Source organism: Mycobacterium sp. BK086 (genome assembly GCA_004362315.1).
GTDB lineage: Bacteria > Actinomycetota > Actinomycetes > Mycobacteriales > Mycobacteriaceae > Mycobacterium.
Genome location: SNWL01000005.1, coordinates 886,073 through 903,780, shown reverse-complemented (window position 1 = coordinate 903,780; position 17,708 = coordinate 886,073). Strand labels below are relative to the sequence as shown.

The 17,708-nt window shown below is 67.9% G+C and carries 19 protein-coding genes and 1 rRNA gene; 19 read left to right on the top strand and 1 reads right to left on the bottom strand.

The window, feature by feature from the left end; translation table 11 throughout:
- The 8 genes from rrf to recN all read left to right on the top strand — a co-directional run.
- Positions 1 to 87: ribosomal RNA gene (gene rrf, locus EV580_RS20910) — 5S ribosomal RNA — on the top strand; the annotation flags it as partial.
- A 131-nt stretch (positions 88 to 218) separates the two neighbouring features.
- Positions 219 to 359 carry a hypothetical protein gene (locus EV580_RS34660; RefSeq protein WP_221218217.1) on the top strand — a complete coding sequence of 47 codons (141 nt, stop codon included), beginning with the start codon at positions 219 to 221 and terminating at the stop codon, positions 357 to 359.
- The gene (locus tag EV580_RS20905; protein ID WP_370581629.1) at positions 356 to 1,045 is read left to right on the top strand and encodes a tetratricopeptide repeat protein; all 690 of its coding nucleotides are present in this window, start codon (positions 356 to 358) and stop codon (positions 1,043 to 1,045) included. Before EV580_RS34660 ends, EV580_RS20905 begins: the two co-directional genes overlap by 4 nt.
- Before the next feature lies 1 nt (position 1,046).
- Positions 1,047 to 2,072: an HAD-IIA family hydrolase gene (locus EV580_RS20900; protein WP_133693092.1), complete on the top strand. Its 1,026-nt coding sequence runs from the start codon at positions 1,047 to 1,049 to the stop codon at positions 2,070 to 2,072.
- Positions 2,073 to 2,080: 8 nt separating this feature from the next.
- Positions 2,081 to 2,257 (top strand): hypothetical protein, encoded by a 177-nt coding sequence (locus tag EV580_RS33805; RefSeq protein ID WP_166654791.1) that lies wholly within the window; start codon positions 2,081 to 2,083, stop codon positions 2,255 to 2,257.
- Positions 2,258 to 2,265: 8 nt separating this feature from the next.
- Positions 2,266 to 3,075, top strand: coding sequence for a TlyA family RNA methyltransferase (locus EV580_RS20895; RefSeq protein ID WP_133693091.1), 810 nt, complete (start codon positions 2,266 to 2,268; stop codon positions 3,073 to 3,075).
- Entirely contained in the window at positions 3,072 to 3,950 is an 879-nt protein-coding gene (locus EV580_RS20890; RefSeq protein ID WP_133693090.1) for an NAD kinase, read from the top strand. The genes EV580_RS20895 and EV580_RS20890 overlap by 4 nt, the downstream gene beginning before the upstream one ends.
- Positions 3,951 to 3,957: 7 nt before the next feature.
- On the top strand, positions 3,958 to 5,709 hold the full coding sequence (gene recN / locus EV580_RS20885) for a DNA repair protein RecN (RefSeq protein ID WP_133693089.1): 1,752 nt from the start codon (positions 3,958 to 3,960) through the stop codon (positions 5,707 to 5,709).
- Here the strand turns inward: recN and EV580_RS20880 are convergent.
- Positions 5,698 to 6,648, bottom strand: coding sequence for a hypothetical protein (locus tag EV580_RS20880; RefSeq protein ID WP_133693088.1), 951 nt, complete (start codon positions 6,646 to 6,648; stop codon positions 5,698 to 5,700). The genes recN and EV580_RS20880 overlap by 12 nt on opposite strands.
- 136 nt (positions 6,649 to 6,784) lie before the next feature.
- On the opposite strand from EV580_RS20880, the gene steA reads away from it, so the two are divergent.
- The 11 genes from steA to der all read left to right on the top strand — a co-directional run bounded on the left by steA (position 6,785) and on the right by der (position 17,682).
- Entirely contained in the window at positions 6,785 to 7,969 is a 1,185-nt protein-coding gene (gene steA, locus EV580_RS20875) for a putative cytokinetic ring protein SteA (RefSeq protein ID WP_133693087.1), read from the top strand.
- 25 nt (positions 7,970 to 7,994) lie between these two features.
- Positions 7,995 to 8,936, top strand: coding sequence for a copper transporter (locus EV580_RS20870; protein WP_133693086.1), 942 nt, complete (start codon positions 7,995 to 7,997; stop codon positions 8,934 to 8,936).
- Between the two features lie 156 nt (positions 8,937 to 9,092).
- Positions 9,093 to 10,841 (top strand): CTP synthase, encoded by a 1,749-nt coding sequence (pyrG, locus tag EV580_RS20865; RefSeq protein WP_166654808.1) that lies wholly within the window; start codon positions 9,093 to 9,095, stop codon positions 10,839 to 10,841.
- The gene (locus EV580_RS20860) at positions 10,834 to 11,457 is read left to right on the top strand and encodes an NUDIX domain-containing protein (RefSeq protein WP_133693084.1); all 624 of its coding nucleotides are present in this window, start codon (positions 10,834 to 10,836) and stop codon (positions 11,455 to 11,457) included. Before pyrG ends, EV580_RS20860 begins: the two co-directional genes overlap by 8 nt.
- Positions 11,454 to 12,398 (top strand): site-specific tyrosine recombinase XerD, encoded by a 945-nt coding sequence (gene xerD, locus EV580_RS20855; RefSeq protein ID WP_133693083.1) that lies wholly within the window; start codon positions 11,454 to 11,456, stop codon positions 12,396 to 12,398. The genes EV580_RS20860 and xerD overlap by 4 nt, the downstream gene beginning before the upstream one ends.
- Before the next feature lie 94 nt (positions 12,399 to 12,492).
- Positions 12,493 to 13,356 carry a ParA family protein gene (locus EV580_RS20850; RefSeq protein WP_133693082.1) on the top strand — a complete coding sequence of 288 codons (864 nt, stop codon included), beginning with the start codon at positions 12,493 to 12,495 and terminating at the stop codon, positions 13,354 to 13,356.
- Positions 13,353 to 14,174, top strand: coding sequence for a segregation/condensation protein A (locus tag EV580_RS20845; protein WP_133693081.1), 822 nt, complete (start codon positions 13,353 to 13,355; stop codon positions 14,172 to 14,174). The genes EV580_RS20850 and EV580_RS20845 overlap by 4 nt, the downstream gene beginning before the upstream one ends.
- The gene (scpB, locus tag EV580_RS20840; protein WP_133693080.1) at positions 14,171 to 14,866 is read left to right on the top strand and encodes an SMC-Scp complex subunit ScpB; all 696 of its coding nucleotides are present in this window, start codon (positions 14,171 to 14,173) and stop codon (positions 14,864 to 14,866) included. The genes EV580_RS20845 and scpB overlap by 4 nt, the downstream gene beginning before the upstream one ends.
- Entirely contained in the window at positions 14,859 to 15,602 is a 744-nt protein-coding gene (locus EV580_RS20835) for a pseudouridine synthase (protein ID WP_133693079.1), read from the top strand. Before scpB ends, EV580_RS20835 begins: the two co-directional genes overlap by 8 nt.
- Positions 15,599 to 16,279 carry a (d)CMP kinase gene (gene cmk, locus EV580_RS20830; RefSeq protein WP_133693078.1) on the top strand — a complete coding sequence of 227 codons (681 nt, stop codon included), beginning with the start codon at positions 15,599 to 15,601 and terminating at the stop codon, positions 16,277 to 16,279. The genes EV580_RS20835 and cmk overlap by 4 nt, the downstream gene beginning before the upstream one ends.
- Entirely contained in the window at positions 16,276 to 17,682 is a 1,407-nt protein-coding gene (gene der, locus EV580_RS20825) for a ribosome biogenesis GTPase Der (RefSeq protein WP_133693077.1), read from the top strand. The genes cmk and der overlap by 4 nt, the downstream gene beginning before the upstream one ends.
- The last annotated feature ends 26 nt before the right edge of the window (positions 17,683 to 17,708 follow it).

Sequence of the window (17,708 nt, the reverse complement as noted above, 5' to 3'; positions counted from 1 at the left end):
CCCGGACCCATCCCGAACCCGGAAGCTAAGCCTGCCAGCGCCGATGATACTACCCAACACGGGTGGAAAAGTAGGACACCGCCGAACACAATTTAGTGAAACGCCCCCCGAGAAATCGGGGGGCGTTTCCATTTCTCATTCTTCAATTCCATTGCGGCAATTCAAATGTCTCCAATTGTGACGGTCTGACCGCTACCCGTATCCTTTACGGGTGGTCGATGACAGGCAAGGTAATTCCAGCGGGCGTCCACCGCGTCGTCCCGCGGGAGCGGGTGCCCCGGGCCGCGATCGCCGCGGCGGCGGCGCCCCGCGCCGCTCGGGTCCCGGGCGAGCCCGTCAGGCCCAACCTCAGCACGTGACCGACGGCGATGGTGACGCGCGGCCCAGCGGTCCGATCATCCCGTCGACCATCGAAGCCAAACAGCTGTCGCCCGAAATACGGGGCGAACTCACGACTTTGGATAAGTCGACCGCCGACACGGTGGCCCGCCATCTGGTCGCGGCGGGCGAATTGCTCGACGATGATCCGCAGGCCGCCCTCGAACACGCACAGGCCGCCCGTGCTCGTTCCGGGCGGATCGCGGCCGTGCGGGAAGCGGTCGGTATTGCCGCCTATCAGTGTGGCGACTGGGCGCAGGCGCTCTCGGAGTTCCGCGCCGCGCGCCGGATGGGCAGCAAGTCGCAGCTCCTCCCGCTGATCGCGGACTGCGAACGCGGTGTGGGCCGCCCCGAGCGTGCCATCGAGCTGGCCCGCAGCCCCGAGGCCGCGCAGCTCACCGGCGACGATGCCGACGAGCTGCGGATCGTGGCCGCCGGCGCCCGCGCCGATCTCGGCCAGCTCGAACAGGCCTTGGCCGTGCTCACCAGCCCGCAGCCGGACCCGTCGCGCACCGGCTCCACGGCTGCGCGACTGTTCTACGCCTATGCCGAGACACTGTTGGCGCTCGATCGCGGAGACGAGGCGTTGCAGTGGTTCATCAATGCGGCCGCGGCTGACATCGACGGTGTCACCGACGCCGAAGACCGGGTCAGCGAGTTGGCCTGACGTGACAACCCTTGCGCAGCAGCATGATTGCCTGCTGCTCGATCTCGACGGCACCGTGTTCCGCGGCCATGAGCCTACCGAGGGAGCTATTGGTGCCCTCGAAGCGGCGCACATCCGCAAACTGTTCGTCACCAACAATGCCTCCCGTGCCGCCGACGACGTGGCCGCTCACCTTCGTGAGCTCGGGTTCGTCGCACACGCCGACGATGTGGTGACCAGCGCCCAGAGTGCGGCACACCTGCTCGCCGATCAGCTCGCACCTGGCTCGAAGGTGCTGATCGTCGGAACCGACGCACTGGCCGGCGAAATCGAGGCCGTCGGCCTGGTGCCGGTGCGCACATTCGACGACGAGCCCGTCGCCGTCGTGCAGGGACACTCCACGACCACGGGCTGGCCCAACCTGGCCGAAGCGGCCCTGGCGATCCGGGCCGGCGCACTGTGGGTAGCCGCCAATGTCGACCGCACGTTGCCCACCGAGCGTGGGCTGCTGCCGGGAAACGGATCGATGGTCGCAGCACTGCGCGCCGCGACCGACGCCGAGCCGCAGGTGGCCGGCAAACCCGCTCCCACGTTGATGCGAGATGCCTTGGCACGTGGCTCATTTGATACGCCGCTCGTGGTGGGCGATCGCCTGGACACCGATATCGAGGGTGCGAACGCCGCGGATCTGCCGAGCCTCATGGTGCTGTGCGGAGTCAGCACCGCGGCCGAGGCGGTCCATGCCGTTCCGGATCAGCGCCCCACGTATATCGCTGCCGACCTGCGGGATCTGCACACCGCGGCCGAGGCGCTTGCAGTCGTCGAGCAGCCGGCCTGGCGCATCGAGGTCGGCGACGGTGCGGTCACCGTCGCCGCGGCCGGCGGCGATCCCGGGCTCGACGGGCTCTCGGTGGTCCGGGCCACCGCGCGGGCGGTGTGGACGGCGTCGTCAGACGGGCGTCGCATCGCCGTGCATGCCGGCGACGACACCGCACGCGCCGCGCTACAGCGCTGGTCCCTGCTGACGGCGTCTGATCGGCTAGCGTGAATGGCGATATGAGTACCGACCCCGAACAGATCCGCACCGATATCGACGCTGTACTGGCTCAGCTGCCCAGCGTCGACCCGGACAGCGCCGACGTCACCGGTGTCGATATCGACGCGGTCGGACGCCAGCTCGAGGAAGCGCACCAGATCCTGGTCGACGCGCTGGAATCGGTGGAGAAGGGCTGAGTTCGCGTATGACGCGGCGTGCCCGGGTTGACGCTGAGCTGGTCCGGCGAGGATTGGCGCGGTCGCGGCAGCAGGCCGCCGAACTCATCGGCGCCGGCAAGGTCAGCATCGACGGTATGCGGGCAGTCAAGCCCGCGACCGCGGTCGCGGTCACCGCGAATCTCACTGTCGAAGCCAGCGACGAGCGCACCTGGGTGTCCCGCGGCGCCCACAAGCTGATCGGTGCGCTGGACGCCTTCGGTATCGACGTGACGGGCCGCCGGTGCCTCGACGCGGGCGCCTCGACCGGTGGCTTCACTGAGGTGCTGCTGGACCGCGGCGCGTCCGAAGTGGTGGCTGTCGACGTCGGCTACGGGCAGCTGGCCTGGTCGTTGCGTTCCGACGAACGAGTGGTGGTCATCGAGCGCACCAACGTGCGCGACCTCACCGCGGAGGCCATCGGCGGTCCTGTTCAGGTGGTGGTCGCCGACCTGTCGTTCATCTCGCTGGCCACGGTGCTGCCCGCACTGACCGCGAGCGCGTCGGTGGACGCCGATATCGTTCCCATGGTGAAGCCACAGTTCGAGGTGGGGCGGGAGCAGGTCGGCGCCGGCGGCGTCGTCTCCGATCCGGAGCTGCGCGCCGCCGCAGTGCTGGCCGTCGCCGCCCGCGCCGGCGAGCTGGGCTGGCAGACCGTCGGCGCGACCGCGAGCCCGCTGCCCGGGCCGTCGGGCAATGTCGAATACTTCCTGTGGCTGCGCGCCAAGACCGAGCGCGGGCTACACGGAGACGAATTGGACGCCGCGGTACGCGGCGCCGTCGCGGAAGGACCGCAATGACTTCTGAGCGGTTGATCCTGCTCGTCGTGCACACTGGCCGCGACGAGGCCACCGAGACGGCTCGCCGGGTCGAGAAAGTGCTGGGCGACAACGGGATCGGACTGCGGGTGCTCTCCGCCGAGACACTCGGCTCGGATGCCGAGGTCGTCGACGACGACGCCAACGCGGCCATCGGCTGCGAGCTCGTGCTGGTGCTCGGCGGCGACGGCACCTTCCTGCGTGCCGCTGAATTGGCACGCAACGCTGAAATCCCGGTGCTGGGAATCAACCTGGGCCGCATTGGCTTCTTGGCCGAGGCCGAAGCCGAGGTCATCGACACCGTCCTCGAACACGTCGTCGCCCGCGACTATCGCGTCGAGAACCGAATGACGCTCGACATCACCGTCCGCGCCAACGACAAGGTCGTCTCGCACGGCTGGGCGCTCAATGAGGCCAGCCTGGAGAAGGGCGCCCGGCTGGGGGTCATCGGCGTCGTCCTGGAGATCGACGGCCGCCCGGTGTCTGCGTTCGGCTGCGACGGCGTCCTGGTCTCCAGCCCGACCGGATCCACGGCCTATGCGTTCTCGGCAGGCGGCCCGGTGGTGTGGCCGGACCTGGAGGCAATCCTGGTGGTGCCCAACAACGCTCACGCGTTGTTCGCCCGACCGATGGTCACCAGCCCGACCGCCCTGATCGCCATCGAGATCGAGGACGACAGCCACGAGGCGCTGGTGTTCTGCGACGGCCGCCGCGAGATGCGGGTGCCTGCCGGTGGTCGCCTCGAGGTCACCAAATGCACGACACCGCTGAAGTGGGTGCGACTGGACAGTGCACCGTTCACCGACCGCTTGGTGCGCAAATTCCGCCTGCCGGTCACCGGCTGGCGGGGGCAGTGAGTCGCGGATGCTGGCTGAGATCCGGATCGAATCACTGGGCGCCATCAGCGCCGCGACCGCGGAGTTCGACCGCGGCCTGACCGTGCTGACCGGCGAGACGGGCACCGGCAAGACCATGGTGGTGACCGGACTTCATCTGCTGGGCGGGGCCCGTGCCGATGCCACCCGCGTGCGTTCGGGTGCCGAGCGGGCCGTCGTCGAAGGCCGGTTCGCCACCGCGGAACTCGACGACGCAACCGCGGCCCAGATCGACGAGATCCTCGATTCGTCCGGCGCCGACCGCGACGACGACGGCAGCATCATCGCGCTGCGCACCGTCAGCAAGGAGGGACCGTCGCGGGCCTACCTTGGTGGGCGCAGTGTGCCGGCCAAGTCGCTGACCACGTTCACCACCGGGCTGCTGACCCTGCACGGGCAGAACGACCAGTTGCGGCTCATGCGCCCCGAGGAGCAGCGCGGCGCGCTGGACCGGTTCGCCGATGTCGACGCCAAGCTCGAGCGCTACACGAAGGTGCGCGATCAGTGGCTGGTGGCCCGCCGCGATCTCGTCGACCGGACCAACCGTGCCCGCGAACTGGCCCAGGAGGCCGACCGGCTGAAGTTCGCCCTCACCGAGATCGACGGAGTCGACCCCGCGCCCGGCGAGGACGAGTCGCTGGTCGCCGACATTCGTCGGCTGTCGGAACTCGACGCCCTGCGTGAGGCGGTCGCCGGTGCGCGGGCCAACCTGTCGATCGACGAGCTCGCCGACGGTGAACCCCATTCTGCGACAGACACTTTGGGCCGTGCGGTGTCACTGCTGCAATCGACCGACGACCCGGCGCTTGGTGCCCTGGCCCGTCAGCTTGCCGACGCCCTGACCGTCGTCGGTGATGTCGCCCGCGAACTCGGCGATTTCCTCGGTGACCTGCCCGACGACGCGAGTGCTTTGGAAACCAAACTCGCCCGCCAGGCCGAACTGCGCAGCCTGACCCGCAAGTACGCCGCCGACGTCGACGGTGTGCTGGCCTGGGCCAAGGAGTCGCGGGAACGCCTCGCACAACTGGACGTCTCCGAGGACGCACTGGCCGGGCTGGCCCGCCGGGTCGACGAGCTCGCCGGGCAGGTGGCCACCGCCGCGCTGGAGGTGTCCAAGGTGCGGGCCAAGGCCGCCAAGGGGCTGGCGAAGGCGATCACCGCCGAGCTCACCGGGCTGGCCATGACGCACGCCGACTTCACGGTGACCGTATCGCTGATGCCGGCGCGCGAAGACGACAGCGCGCCGCTGCGGTTGCCGTCCGGTGAGACCGTGCACGCCGGCGGCGAAGGCATCGACCTGGTCGAGTTCGGCTTCACCGCGCACCGCGGCAGCGACGTGCTGCCGTTGAACAAGAGCGCCTCCGGCGGTGAGCTGTCGCGCGTCATGCTCGCACTGGAGGTGGTGTTGGCAGCATCGGCCGAGGGCACCACGATGGTGTTCGACGAGGTCGACGCCGGAGTCGGTGGCCGGGCCGCGGTCCAGATCGGTCGCCGGCTGGCACGGCTGGCCCGCAGTCATCAGGTCATCGTCGTCACCCATCTGCCGCAGGTCGCCGCCTACGCCGACAGTCACCTCGTGGTCGACAGCTCAGGTAAGGGGACCAGCGAGGTTCGCCGCCTCGACACCGAACAACGGGTAGCCGAGTTGGCCCGCATGCTGGCCGGGCTCGGGGAATCCGACACCGGCCGTGCGCATGCCCGCGAACTGCTGGAAGCCGCGCAGGCGGACTCAGCCGAGTGAGATCACGACGGCGTAGCCGTCATGGTCGCCGGTGGTGATCGTGCGCCCGGAGAGTTTGTTGTCCAACGCCACCAGACCCAGATCGATCGCGCCACTGCCGACCAGCCCGGCGCGTACGGCGTCGCGGGCTTTGTCGAACGACACGTAGATGTGGGTGGGATTCAGGTTCGACAGGCCGGGCTGCTCGCGGCTGAATGACGCCGTCCACACGAAGCCGCTGTCGGCGGCATCTGGCGAAGGCCCGAAGAGCCGGCCGTGGTCGTTGATCAACAACCAGTGCGCATTCGAGAACGCCTCCTGCGGCCCGGCGGGCTGCTGGCCGTACAGGACGCCGTCGATGAGGCCCTGATAGCCCGTGGAGTGGATCTGCTGGGCCGGGAAGCCCGCGGCGGCCATCGCGGCGTTGATCTTCTGTGCCGACTCGGCGGCGGTGGTCGACGTCCGGTCGACGACGATGACGTTGATCGGCTGGTAGAGGGTCTTGAAGGGGTAGGCGGGGCTGGGCCAGTCGGCGAGCGAGCCGTCGCGTTCGAGCATCCATTTGCCGATGTCGCCGTACACAGTCGCGGTGGTGTCGGCAGGAGTGGGATGTGTCTCCGGGGCGCCGGTCAGGTAGTAGTGCAGGTCGTCGAACCACCGCGTGACGGCCGCGACCGGGTCGGTTCCCGGCGGCTGCACAGGTGGCCGCGGGGCGGGCCCGGCCAGACCGGAGCCGGGTTCGCGGCGGGCGGAAAGCATTGGGGGAGTTGACCGCATCGTGCCGAGCCGAGCCGGCTTCTTGACCGCGCGGTGCGACGCCGGGCGCGAATGCGCCACCGAGTGTGCCGAGTCTTTGGGCGACGAGCCCGTGCCGGACGAGTCGGCGCTCGCGAGGCCGGCGCCGCCGATGAGCGCCGCACCGACCCCACATGCAACGAGTAGCCCGCCCCTCCAGGACATCAGCTGACGGTACCTGCCGGAACCGCCATTTTTCCGCGATCAAATCGTGTTACTGCTGTGACAAAATGTGACTTGTGTGGCTGGTGTTACGGCGCGCCTCCGCGGATATCCGTCGCGTCGCCGACAGAATCGGCCCATGAAGATGTCAGCGCTCCTCTCGCGAAACACCGGTGCACGACCAGGCGTCACGGGTACGGCCCGCGTCGACCGCGACATCGACCGCCTGCTGCGCCGCATCGGCCCGGGCGACATCGTGGTGCTCGACATCCTCGACCTGGACCGGATGACCGCCGACGCGCTGGTCGACGCCAACGTCGCCGGCGTGGTCAACGCCTCTCCGTCGATTTCGGGCCGCTACCCGAACCTCGGCCCGGAGGTGTTGGTGGCCAACAACATCACGTTGATCGACAGTGCCAGTGACGAGGTCTTCAAGAAGATCAAGGACGGCGCGAAGATCCGGCTGCACAACGGCGGTGTGTATGCGGGCGATCGCCGCCTGGCCCACGGTGTGGAGCGCAGCGACGAAGAGATCGCCGATCTCATGCAGGACGCCAAGACCGGACTCGTCGCGCATTTGGAGGCGTTCGCCGGCAACACCATCGAGTTCATCCGGAGCGAGAGCCCGCTGCTGATCGACGGGATCGGCATCCCCGACATCGACGTCGACGTCTACCGACGCCACGTCGTGGTGGTGTCCGACGGGCCGGGTGCCGCCGAAGACCTCAAGGCGCTCAAACCGTTCATCAAGGAGTACCAGCCGGTGCTGGTCGGTGTGGAGGGCGGCGCCGACGTCCTGCAGAAGTGCGGCTACCGCCCGCAGCTGATCGTCGGCAACCCCGACCAGATGAGCGCCGACGTGCTCAAGAGCGGTGCGCAGGTGGTCCTGCCTGCGGACTCCGACGGACACGCCAACGGCCTGGAGCGCATTCAGGATCTGGGCATCGGAGCGATGACGTTCCCGGCCGCCGGCTCGGCCGCCGACCTGGCGCTGTTGTTGGTCGACCACCACGGCGCCGCGCTGATCGTCACCGCGGGCCATTCGGCCAGCATCGAAGAGTTCTTCGACCGGTCTCGACAGCAGAGCAACCCGTCGACCTTCCTCACCCGGCTCAAGGTGGGCGAGAAGCTCGTCGACGCGAAAGCCGTTGCCACGCTGTACCGCAACCACATCTCCGGCGGCGCGATCGCCATGCTGATCCTGGCGGTGCTGCTCGCAATCATTGCCGCACTGTGGGTTTCGCGCGCTGACACCTTCGTCATCGACTGGATCGTGACTTACTGGAACCGCTTCTCGCTGTGGGTGCAGAGCTGGGTGACCTAGGCGACGGGCAGAAAGGCTCACCGCTGTGATTACGCTACGCCACCATGCCATTTCGCTGGCAGCGGTGTTCCTTGCGCTGGCCGTCGGGGTGTTCTTGGGCTCAGGCGTGCTGTCCGACACGTTGCTGTCGGGGCTGCGCGCCGAGAAGCAGGATCTGAACAAGCAGATCACCACGCTCACCGACCAGCGCAACGCGGTGAACGAAAAGCTGGCTGCCGCTGATGATTTCGACACTCAGATGGCGGGCCGGATGGTGCGCGACGTACTGGCCGGCAAGTCGGTCGTGCTGATCCGCACACCCGACGCCGACAACGATGACATGTCGGCGATGAGCCGGATCGTCGGCCAGGCCGGCGGCACGGTCACCGGGACGATCGCACTGACTCAGCAGTTCGTCGACGCCAACTCGGCGGAGAAGCTGCGCTCGGTGGTCAACTCCTCGATCGTTCCCGCCGGGGCGCAGCTGAGCACGACGATGGTCGACCAGGGTTCCCAAGCCGGAGACCTGCTGGGCATCACACTGCTGATCAACCGCAAGCCGGAGATCAAACCCGCCGACGACGGGCAGCGCGACACCGTGCTGGCCGCGCTGCGCGAGACCGGCTTCGTGACCTACCAGGGCGATCACGTCGGCGCGGCCAACACCGCGGTGATCGTCACCGGGGGAGCGCTCGGCGACGATGCCGGCAACCAGGGCTCCACCGTCGCCCGCTTCGCCGCGGCCATGGCCCCGCACGGCGCGGGGACCGTGCTGGCCGGCCGCGACGGATCGGCCGCCGGAACCTCGGCGGTGGCGGTGGCCCGCGCCGACGCCGGCATGGCCGCCGATGTCACGACCGTCGACGACATCAACGTCGAGTCCGGCCGCATCACAACCGTGCTGGCCCTGCAGAGCTTGATCAACGGCGTGCCGGCCGGGAAGTACGGCATCGGGCCCGGTGCGACGTCGATCACGCTGCCGCAGTAACCCGGCCGGGGAGTAACCCCGAAGTAACGCAGCCCACTGGCGTGTTAGCGCCACCTTGTCGGCGTCGGTGTTAGGGTGAGATTCCGTGGGTCGGCAGGCCCCAGCTAGTTCACAGCGATCCCCTGCCCGTCGTCACGGAGGCCGCTCTTGCCACCACTGCGTAAGCATCCGCAGACCGCTACCAAGCATCTCTTCGTCAGCGGTGGAGTTGTTTCGTCCCTCGGCAAGGGGCTCACCGCAAGCAGTCTCGGTCAGTTGCTGACCGCGCGCGGTCTGCAGGTGACCATGCAGAAGCTGGACCCGTACCTCAACGTCGACCCGGGAACGATGAACCCGTTCCAGCACGGCGAGGTCTTCGTCACCGAGGATGGCGCCGAAACCGACCTCGACGTCGGCCACTACGAGCGCTTCCTGGACCGCAACCTCTCCGGCTCGGCCAATGTGACCACCGGTCAGGTGTATTCGGCGGTGATCGCCAAGGAGCGCCGCGGCGAGTACCTGGGTGACACCGTGCAGGTGATCCCGCACATCACCGACGAGATCAAGCGCCGCATCCTGGCCATGGCCGAACCCGACGCATCGGGCAGCCGCCCGGATGTGGTGATCACCGAGATCGGCGGCACGGTCGGCGACATCGAGTCGCTGCCGTTCTTGGAGGCCGCTCGCCAGGTCCGTCACGAGGTCGGCCGGGAGAACTGCTTCTTCCTGCACGTCTCCCTGGTGCCCTACCTCGCGCCGTCGGGCGAGCTGAAGACCAAGCCCACCCAGCACTCGGTGGCCGCGCTGCGCAGCATCGGTATCAGTCCCGACGCGCTGATCCTGCGGTGCGACCGCGATGTGCCCGAGCCGCTCAAGAACAAGATCGCGCTGATGTGCGACGTCGACATCGACGGCGTGATCTCCACGCCGGACGCCCCATCGATCTACGACATTCCGAAGGTGCTGCACCGCGAGGAACTCGACGCCTACGTGGTGCGCCGGCTCAATCTGCCGTTCCGTGACGTCGACTGGACGCAGTGGAACGACCTGTTGGGCCGGGTGCACGAGCCCAAGGAAACCGTGCGAATCGCGTTGGTGGGCAAGTACGTCGACCTCTCCGATGCCTACCTGTCGGTGGCCGAAGCGCTGCGCGCCGGCGGTTTCGCCCATCGCGCCAAGGTCGAGATGCGCTGGGTGGCCTCCGACGACTGCGAGACCGACAGCGGTGCGGCCACCGCACTCGGCGATGTGCACGGCGTGCTGATCCCGGGCGGGTTCGGCATCCGCGGCATCGAGGGCAAGATCGGCGCGATCCGCCACGCCCGTCAGCGTGGCCTGCCGGTGCTCGGCCTGTGCCTCGGGCTGCAGTGCATCGTGATCGAGGCGGCCCGGTCGGTGGGGCTGACCGAGGCCAACTCCGCCGAATTCGACGAGGACACACCGGATCCGGTGATCTCGACGATGGCCGACCAGCGCGACGCGGTGGCCGGTGACGCCGACCTCGGCGGCACGATGCGACTGGGTGCCTATCCCGCGACGCTGGAGGCGGGATCGATTGTGGCCGAGGCCTACGACTCGACCCATGTCTCCGAGCGGCACCGGCACCGTTACGAGGTCAACAACACCTACCGTGACCAGATCGCCGAGAGCGGACTGCGGTTCTCGGGGACCTCGCCCGACGGTCACCTGGTCGAGTTCGTCGAATATCCGCGCGAGGTCCATCCGTTCCTGGTCGGCACGCAGGCCCACCCCGAGCTGAAGAGCCGGCCGACGCGTCCGCATCCGCTGTTCGTCTCATTCATCGGTGCGGCGATCGATTACCGAGCTGGCGAACGGTTGCCGGTGGAGATCCCCGAACAGCACTCCAACGGCAAGGAACATGCGGTGCACGCCGAGCAGGTTCCAGAGCACTCGTCTCGTGGCTGAGCACGATTTCGAGACCGTCTCCTCTGAAACCGCCTATCGCGGAAACATTCTCGCCCTGCGGGTCGATCAGGTCCGAATGCCCGGCGGCAATGTCGCCAAGCGTGAAGTCGTCGAGCATTACGGTGCTGTCGTTGTGGTCGCCGTCGACGACGAGAACCGGGTGGCGATGGTCTACCAGTACCGTCACGCAGTCGGCCGCCGATTGTGGGAGCTTCCGGCCGGATTGCTCGACGAACCGGGGGAGGACCCGGCGGTGGGAGCGGCGCGCGAATTACGCGAGGAAACCGGATTCACCGCTGAGCACTGGAGTGTCTTGCTCGATCTGGTGTCCTCGGCCGGGTTCAGCGACGAAGCCTTGCGGGTGTATCTGGCTCGCGGGCTGACCGATGTCGGCCGGCCCGCTGGGCATGACGAAGAAGCCGACATGAAAGTGGAGTGGTTCGACATCGAGGAGGCCGCACAACGGGTGTTGGCCGGTGAGATCGTGAATTCCCATGCGGCGGCGGGCATTCTGGCTGCCCGTGCGGTGATCTTCGAAGGTAAGCCGACCCGGCCGCTTGATGCTCCGTGGCGCGACCGCCCAGTGGCGTTCGCCGCGGGGAAAACCCGCTCATGACGACCTTCCGGCCCGCGCTCGACGGGCAGCTGCAGGGCTACCTCGACCACCTGACGATCGAGCGCGGGGTGGCGGCCAACACGATCAGCTCGTATCGGCGCGATCTACGACGCTACGTCGAGCACCTGAGCCTGCGCGGCATCGGCGATCTGGCCAACGTCACCGAAAACGACGTCAGCGACTTCCTCGTGGCGCTGCGCCGCGGCGACCCGGACTCCGGAGCGGTTCCGCTGTCGGCGGTCTCGGCGGCGCGGGCGCTGATCGCGGTTCGCGGGTTTCACCGCTTCGCGGCTGCCGAAGGCATCATCGGCGTCGACGTCGCCAGGGCGGTCAAGCCGCCCACCCCGAGTCGGCGGCTGCCCAAGAGCCTGACCCTGGACGAAGTCCTGGCCCTGCTCGAGGGAGCCGGCGGAGACAGCCCGTCCGACGGACCGCTGACGTTGCGCAACCGCGCGATGCTGGAGCTGCTGTATTCGACGGGCGCCCGCATCTCCGAGGCGGTTGGCCTGGACGTCGACGATGTCGACACCGAGGCCCGGTCGGTGCTGTTGCGCGGCAAGGGCGGCAAGCAGCGCCTGGTGCCCGTCGGCAGGCCGGCGATCGCGGCGCTGGACGCCTACCTGGTGCGGGGCCGCCCCGAGCTGGCGCGCCGGGGCCGCGGCACGCCGAAGATCTTCCTCAACGCGCGCGGCGGGCAGCTGTCTCGGCAGAGTGCGTGGCAGGTCTTGCAGGACGCAGCCGAACGAGCCGGTATCTCGGCGGCGGTGTCGCCGCACACGCTGAGGCATTCGTTCGCCACCCACCTCCTGGACGGCGGGGCCGACGTCCGCGTGGTCCAGGAGCTGCTCGGACACGCGTCGGTCACCACGACGCAGATCTACACCCTGGTCACCGTGCACGCGCTGCGCGAGGTCTGGGCCGGCGCACATCCGCGCGCATGAAGTCGCGGGTCTGCCATTCGGAGCGCCGACACACCGTTAGACTTTCGCGGATGTTCGCCACGCCGCCGAATCGCCTGATGACGGGGGGCACGGCGTGACCGACGAGGCTTCAGACGACGCCGCTATCGGTCTCACCGGCCGCCCACCCCGACACATTCCCGAACCACAGCCGCTGACCTCGCACGGGCCGGCCACGGTCATCTCGATGTGTAATCAGAAGGGTGGCGTGGGCAAGACCACCTCCACGATCAACCTGGGCGCCGCGCTGGCCGAGTACGGCCGCCGGGTGCTTCTGGTCGACCTCGATCCGCAGGGCGCGCTGTCGGCGGGCCTCGGCGTGCCGCACTACGAGCTGGCGCACACCGTGCACAACCTGATGATCGAACCGCGGGTGAGCATCGATGAGGTGCTGATCAACACCCGGGTCAAGAACCTGGACCTGGTACCCAGCAATATCGACCTGTCGGCCGCCGAGATCCAGCTGGTCAACGAGGTCGGCCGCGAGCAGACCCTGGCCCGCGCGCTGCATCCGGTGCTCGACCGCTACGACTACGTGCTCATCGACTGCCAGCCGTCGCTGGGCCTGCTCACCGTCAACGCGCTGGCCTGCTCCGACGGGGTGGTCATCCCGACCGAATGCGAGTACTTCTCGCTGCGCGGTCTGGCCCTGCTGACCGACACCGTCGACAAGGTGCGCGAGCGGCTCAACCCACGGCTGGCGATCAGCGGCATTCTGATCACCCGCTACGACAACCGCACGGTCAACGCCCGTGAGGTGATGGCCCGCGTCCTGGAACGTTTCGGCGACCTGGTGTTCGACACCGTCATCACCCGTACCGTGCGCTTCCCCGAGACCAGTGTCGCCGGCGAGCCCATCACCACGTGGGCACCGAAATCCGCTGGCGCACAGGCCTATCGATCGCTGGCCCGTGAGGTCATCGACCGCTTCGGCAAGTGACCGAACAGCCGGCGCCCGAAAAGGGCTTCCGAGTCAGGCTGACCAACTTCGAGGGTCCGTTCGATCTGCTGTTGCAGCTGATCTTCGCCCACCGCCTCGATGTGACCGAGGTCGCGCTGCATCAGGTGACCGACGAGTTCATCGCCTACACCAAAGAGATCGGGCCCGAGCTCGAGCTCGATGAAACCACCACGTTTTTGGTGATTGCCGCCACTCTTCTCGATCTCAAAGCCGCCCGGTTGCTGCCTGCCGGCGAGGTGCAGGACGAGGAAGATCTCGCGCTGCTGGAGGTGCGCGATCTGTTGTTCGCGCGGCTGCTGCAGTACCGCGCGTTCAAGCATGTCGCCGAGATGTTCGCGGAACTGGAGGCGGCGGCGCTGCGGAGCTACCCGCGCGCCGTTGCGCTGGAGGACCGGTTTTCCGACCTGCTTCCCGAGGTCATGCTGGGTGTCGACGCCGTCAGCTTCGCCGAGATCGCGGCCGCCGCGTTCACCCCAAGACCGGTGCCTGCCGTGCGCACCGACCATCTGCACAACCCAGGCGTCTCGGTGCCCGAGCAGGCCGAGCGGCTGCTGGAGTTCCTCTCGGCACGCGGGGTGGGGCAGTGGGCGTCGTTCAAGGAGCTGGTCGCCGACTGTGACGAGCCGATCCAGATCGTCGGGCGCTTCCTGGCGCTGCTCGAACTGTACCGGGCCAGGACGGTAGCATTTGAGCAGTTAGAACCGCTTGGTGTGCTCCAGGTTTCGTGGACCGGGGACCGGCAGGTAGACGATGAGCTGGTCAAAGCCGAGTGGGAAGAAGAGCAGAACCAACCATGACCGATGACGTAGGCGAAGTATCCGACGTGGACCTGGATATCGACGTCGCCCACGCAGATCTGGACGACGACGAACTGGGTCGTGTGCTGGAGGCGCTGCTGCTGGTGGTCGATACCCCGGTCAACGCCGAGACCCTGGCGTCGGTGACCGAGCAGCCGGTGTATCGCATCACGGCCAAGCTCGAAGTGATGGCCTCCGAATTGGCGGCCCGCGACAGCGGTATCGACCTGCGCGAAGCCGGTGGCGGCTGGCGGATGTACACCCGCGCGCGGCTGGCGCCGTACGTGGAGCGGCTGCTGCTGGACGGGTCGCGCTCCAAGCTCACCCGGGCAGCACTCGAGACGCTGGCCGTGGTGGCCTATCGGCAGCCGGTCACCCGGGCGCGGGTCAGCGCGGTGCGCGGTGTCAACGTCGACGCGGTGATCCGGACGTTGGTGGCCCGCGGGCTGATCACCGAGGCCGGCACCGACGAGGACACCGGCGCAACGACATTCGCGACCACCGAGCTGTTCCTCGAGCGCCTCGGACTGTCGTCGCTGACCGATCTTCCCGATATCGCGCCGCTGCTGCCCGACGTCGATGTAATCGATGACATCAGTGAAAACCTGGACGACGAACCGCGTTTCGCCAAGCTCTCCGGTGGCGGCGCTGCCGATCAGAAGATCGCCTTTGATGTGGACACCGATGCCTGAGCCAGAAGGAGTGCGGCTGCAGAAGGTCCTGTCGCAGGCGGGAGTCGCCTCGCGACGGGTGGCCGAACGGATGATCACCGACGGTCGGGTCGAGGTCGACGGGCGGATCGTCACCGAGCTGGGTACTCGAGTTGATCCGTCCCGCAGCGATATTCGGGTCGACGGAACGCGGATCATCGTGGACGACACGATGATGTATCTGGCGATCAACAAGCCCCTCGGGATGCATTCGACGATGTCGGACGACCGCGGCCGGCCGTGTGTCGGCGATCTGGTGGAGCATCGGGTGCGCGGCAACAAGAACCTGTTTCATGTCGGGCGGCTGGACGCCGACACCGAGGGTCTGCTGCTGCTGACCAACGACGGCGAGCTGGCGCATCGGCTGATGCATCCGTCGTTCGAGGTGCCCAAGACCTACCTGGCGACGGTAACCGGCTCCGTGCCAAGGGGTTTGGGTAAGACGCTGCGGGCAGGTATCGAGCTGGACGACGGCCCGGCCGCGGTCGACGACTTCGCGGTGGTCGACGCGGTGCCGGGCAAGACGTTGGTGCGAGTGACACTGCACGAGGGCCGCAAGCACATCGTGCGCCGACTGCTGGCGGCGGCGGGCTTCCCGGTGGAGGGGCTGGTTCGCACCAATATCGGTGAGGTGGCTCTCGGTGAGCAGCGGCCGGGCAGCATCCGCGCGCTGACCCGCAAGGAAGTTGGGGATTTGTACAAGGCGGTAGGTCTGTGAGGGGTGTAGTCGTCGCGGTCGACGGGCCGGCCGGGACTGGAAAATCCTCGGTATCAAGGGGATTGGCGCGCGCACTGAACGCCCACTACTTGGACACCGGGGCGATGTACCGCATCGTGACGCTGTCTATGCTGCGCGCGGACATCGACCTGACCGATCCGGAGGCGATTGCGGCCGTTGCCGATGTGCCGCTGTCGGTCGGCTACGACCCGAACTCCAATCGCGCTTACCTCGGCGGCGAAGATGTTTCGGACGAGATTCGCGGTGACGAGGTGACTCGCGCCGTGTCGGCGGTGTCGGCGGTCCCGCAGGTTCGTGCCCGACTGGTGGCATTGCAGCAGGAATTGGCCTCGGGCCCAGACAATGTCGTTGTCGAGGGCCGCGATATCGGCACTGTCGTGCTGCCGGACGCGGACGTGAAGATCTTCCTGACCGCCTCGGCCGAGACCCGAGCCCGGCGACGCAACGACCAGAACGTCGCTGCCGGACTGCCCGACGAATACGAGACCGTCCTGGCCGATGTGCGGCGCCGCGATCACCTGGATTCCACCCGTGCGGTGTCGCCACTGCGCCCGGCCGACGACGCGGTGATCGTCGATACCAGTGACATGACCGAAGCCGAAGTGGTGGCCCACCTGCTGCAGTTGGTCGAACAGCGAAGTGGGGCAGTGCGATGAGCGAAGACGGCACCTGGTCCGACGAAAGCGACTGGGAACTCACCGACGACGGATTCGAGGGCGAGGACGGTGAAGCGTTCGCGCCGCCACCGGTCGTCGCGATTGTCGGACGCCCCAACGTCGGCAAGTCGACGTTGGTGAACCGGATCCTGGGCCGGCGCGAAGCCGTCGTCCAAGACCTGCCGGGGGTGACCCGCGACCGAGTGTCCTACGACGCGTCCTGGATCGGGCGGCGGTTCGTCGTGCAGGACACCGGCGGGTGGGAGCCCGACGCCAAAGGTCTGCAACAGCTGGTGGCCGACCAGGCCTCGGTGGCGATGCAGACCGCGGACGCGATCATCCTGGTGGTGGACGCCACCGTCGGAGCCACGTCCGGCGACGAGGCGGCCGCGCGAATCCTGCGCCGGTCGGGCAAGCCAGTGTTCTTGGCGGCCAACAAGGTTGACAACGAGAAGGGCGAGGCCGATGCCGCGGCACTGTGGTCGCTAGGGTTGGGGGAGCCGCACCCGATCAGCGCCATGCACGGTCGCGGGGTCGCCGATCTGCTCGACGAGCTGATTGCCGCGCTGCCCGCGGCGTCCGAGGTCACGCCTGGACCGGGTGGCCCGCGGCGCGTGGCGCTGGTGGGCAAGCCGAATGTCGGCAAGAGCTCGCTGCTGAACCGGCTGGTGGGTGCCGAGCGCTCGGTGGTGCACGATGTCGCGGGCACCACAGTGGACCCCGTCGACTCGCTGATCGAATTGGGCGGCAAGACATGGCGTTTCGTCGATACCGCAGGATTACGCCGGCGGGTCGGGCAAGCCAGCGGCCATGAGTTCTACGCCTCGGTGCGCACGCACAGCGCGATCGACGCCGCCGAGGTGGTGGTCGTGTTGATCGACGCGTCGCAGCCACTGACCGAACAGGACCAGCGGGTGCTTTCGATGGTGATCGAGGCGGGCCGGGCGCTGGTGCTGGCATTCAACAAATGGGATCTCGTCGACGAGGACCGGCGCTACCTGCTGGACCGGGAGATCGACCGCGAGCTGGCCCAGCTGCAGTGGGCGCCGCGGGTGAACATCTCGGCGAAGAGCGGGCGCGCGGTGCAGAAGCTGGTGCCCGCGATGGAGACCTCGCTGGCATCCTGGGACGCCCGCATCTCCACCGGCCAGTTGAATACGTGGATCAAGGAAGTCGTCGCGGCCACGCCGCCGCCGGTGCGCGGCGGAAAGCAGCCGCGCATCCTGTTCGCCACCCAGGCCACCTCGCGTCCGCCGACGTTTGTGCTGTTCACCAGCGGTTTTCTGGAGGCCGGTTATCGGCGATTCCTGGAGCGCCGGCTACGTGAGACGTTCGGTTTCGAGGGCAGTCCGATCCGGATCAACGTCCGGGTCCGGGAAAAACGCAAGCTCAAGCCGCGTTAATCGGCGGGTTTGCCGCGATTTCACGG

What these genes read in the sequence shown, in the direction of transcription:
- der (WP_133693077.1), top strand. Translation starts at nt 16,276, where the DNA reads ATGAGCGAAGACGGCACCTGGTCCGACGAAAGCGACTGGGAACTCACC.
- EV580_RS20835 (WP_133693079.1), top strand. Translation starts at nt 14,859, where the DNA reads ATGCCTGAGCCAGAAGGAGTGCGGCTGCAGAAGGTCCTGTCGCAGGCG.
- steA (WP_133693087.1), top strand. Translation starts at nt 6,785, where the DNA reads ATGAAGATGTCAGCGCTCCTCTCGCGAAACACCGGTGCACGACCAGGC.
- EV580_RS20890 (WP_133693090.1), top strand. Translation starts at nt 3,072, where the DNA reads ATGACTTCTGAGCGGTTGATCCTGCTCGTCGTGCACACTGGCCGCGAC.
- EV580_RS20880 (WP_133693088.1), bottom strand. Translation starts at nt 6,648, where the DNA reads ATGTCCTGGAGGGGCGGGCTACTCGTTGCATGTGGGGTCGGTGCGGCG.
- xerD (WP_133693083.1), top strand. Translation starts at nt 11,454, where the DNA reads ATGACGACCTTCCGGCCCGCGCTCGACGGGCAGCTGCAGGGCTACCTC.
- scpB (WP_133693080.1), top strand. Translation starts at nt 14,171, where the DNA reads ATGACCGATGACGTAGGCGAAGTATCCGACGTGGACCTGGATATCGAC.
- EV580_RS33805 (WP_166654791.1), top strand. Translation starts at nt 2,081, where the DNA reads ATGAGTACCGACCCCGAACAGATCCGCACCGATATCGACGCTGTACTG.
- EV580_RS20895 (WP_133693091.1), top strand. Translation starts at nt 2,266, where the DNA reads ATGACGCGGCGTGCCCGGGTTGACGCTGAGCTGGTCCGGCGAGGATTG.
- recN (WP_133693089.1), top strand. Translation starts at nt 3,958, where the DNA reads ATGCTGGCTGAGATCCGGATCGAATCACTGGGCGCCATCAGCGCCGCG.
- EV580_RS34660 (WP_221218217.1), top strand. Translation starts at nt 219, where the DNA reads ATGACAGGCAAGGTAATTCCAGCGGGCGTCCACCGCGTCGTCCCGCGG.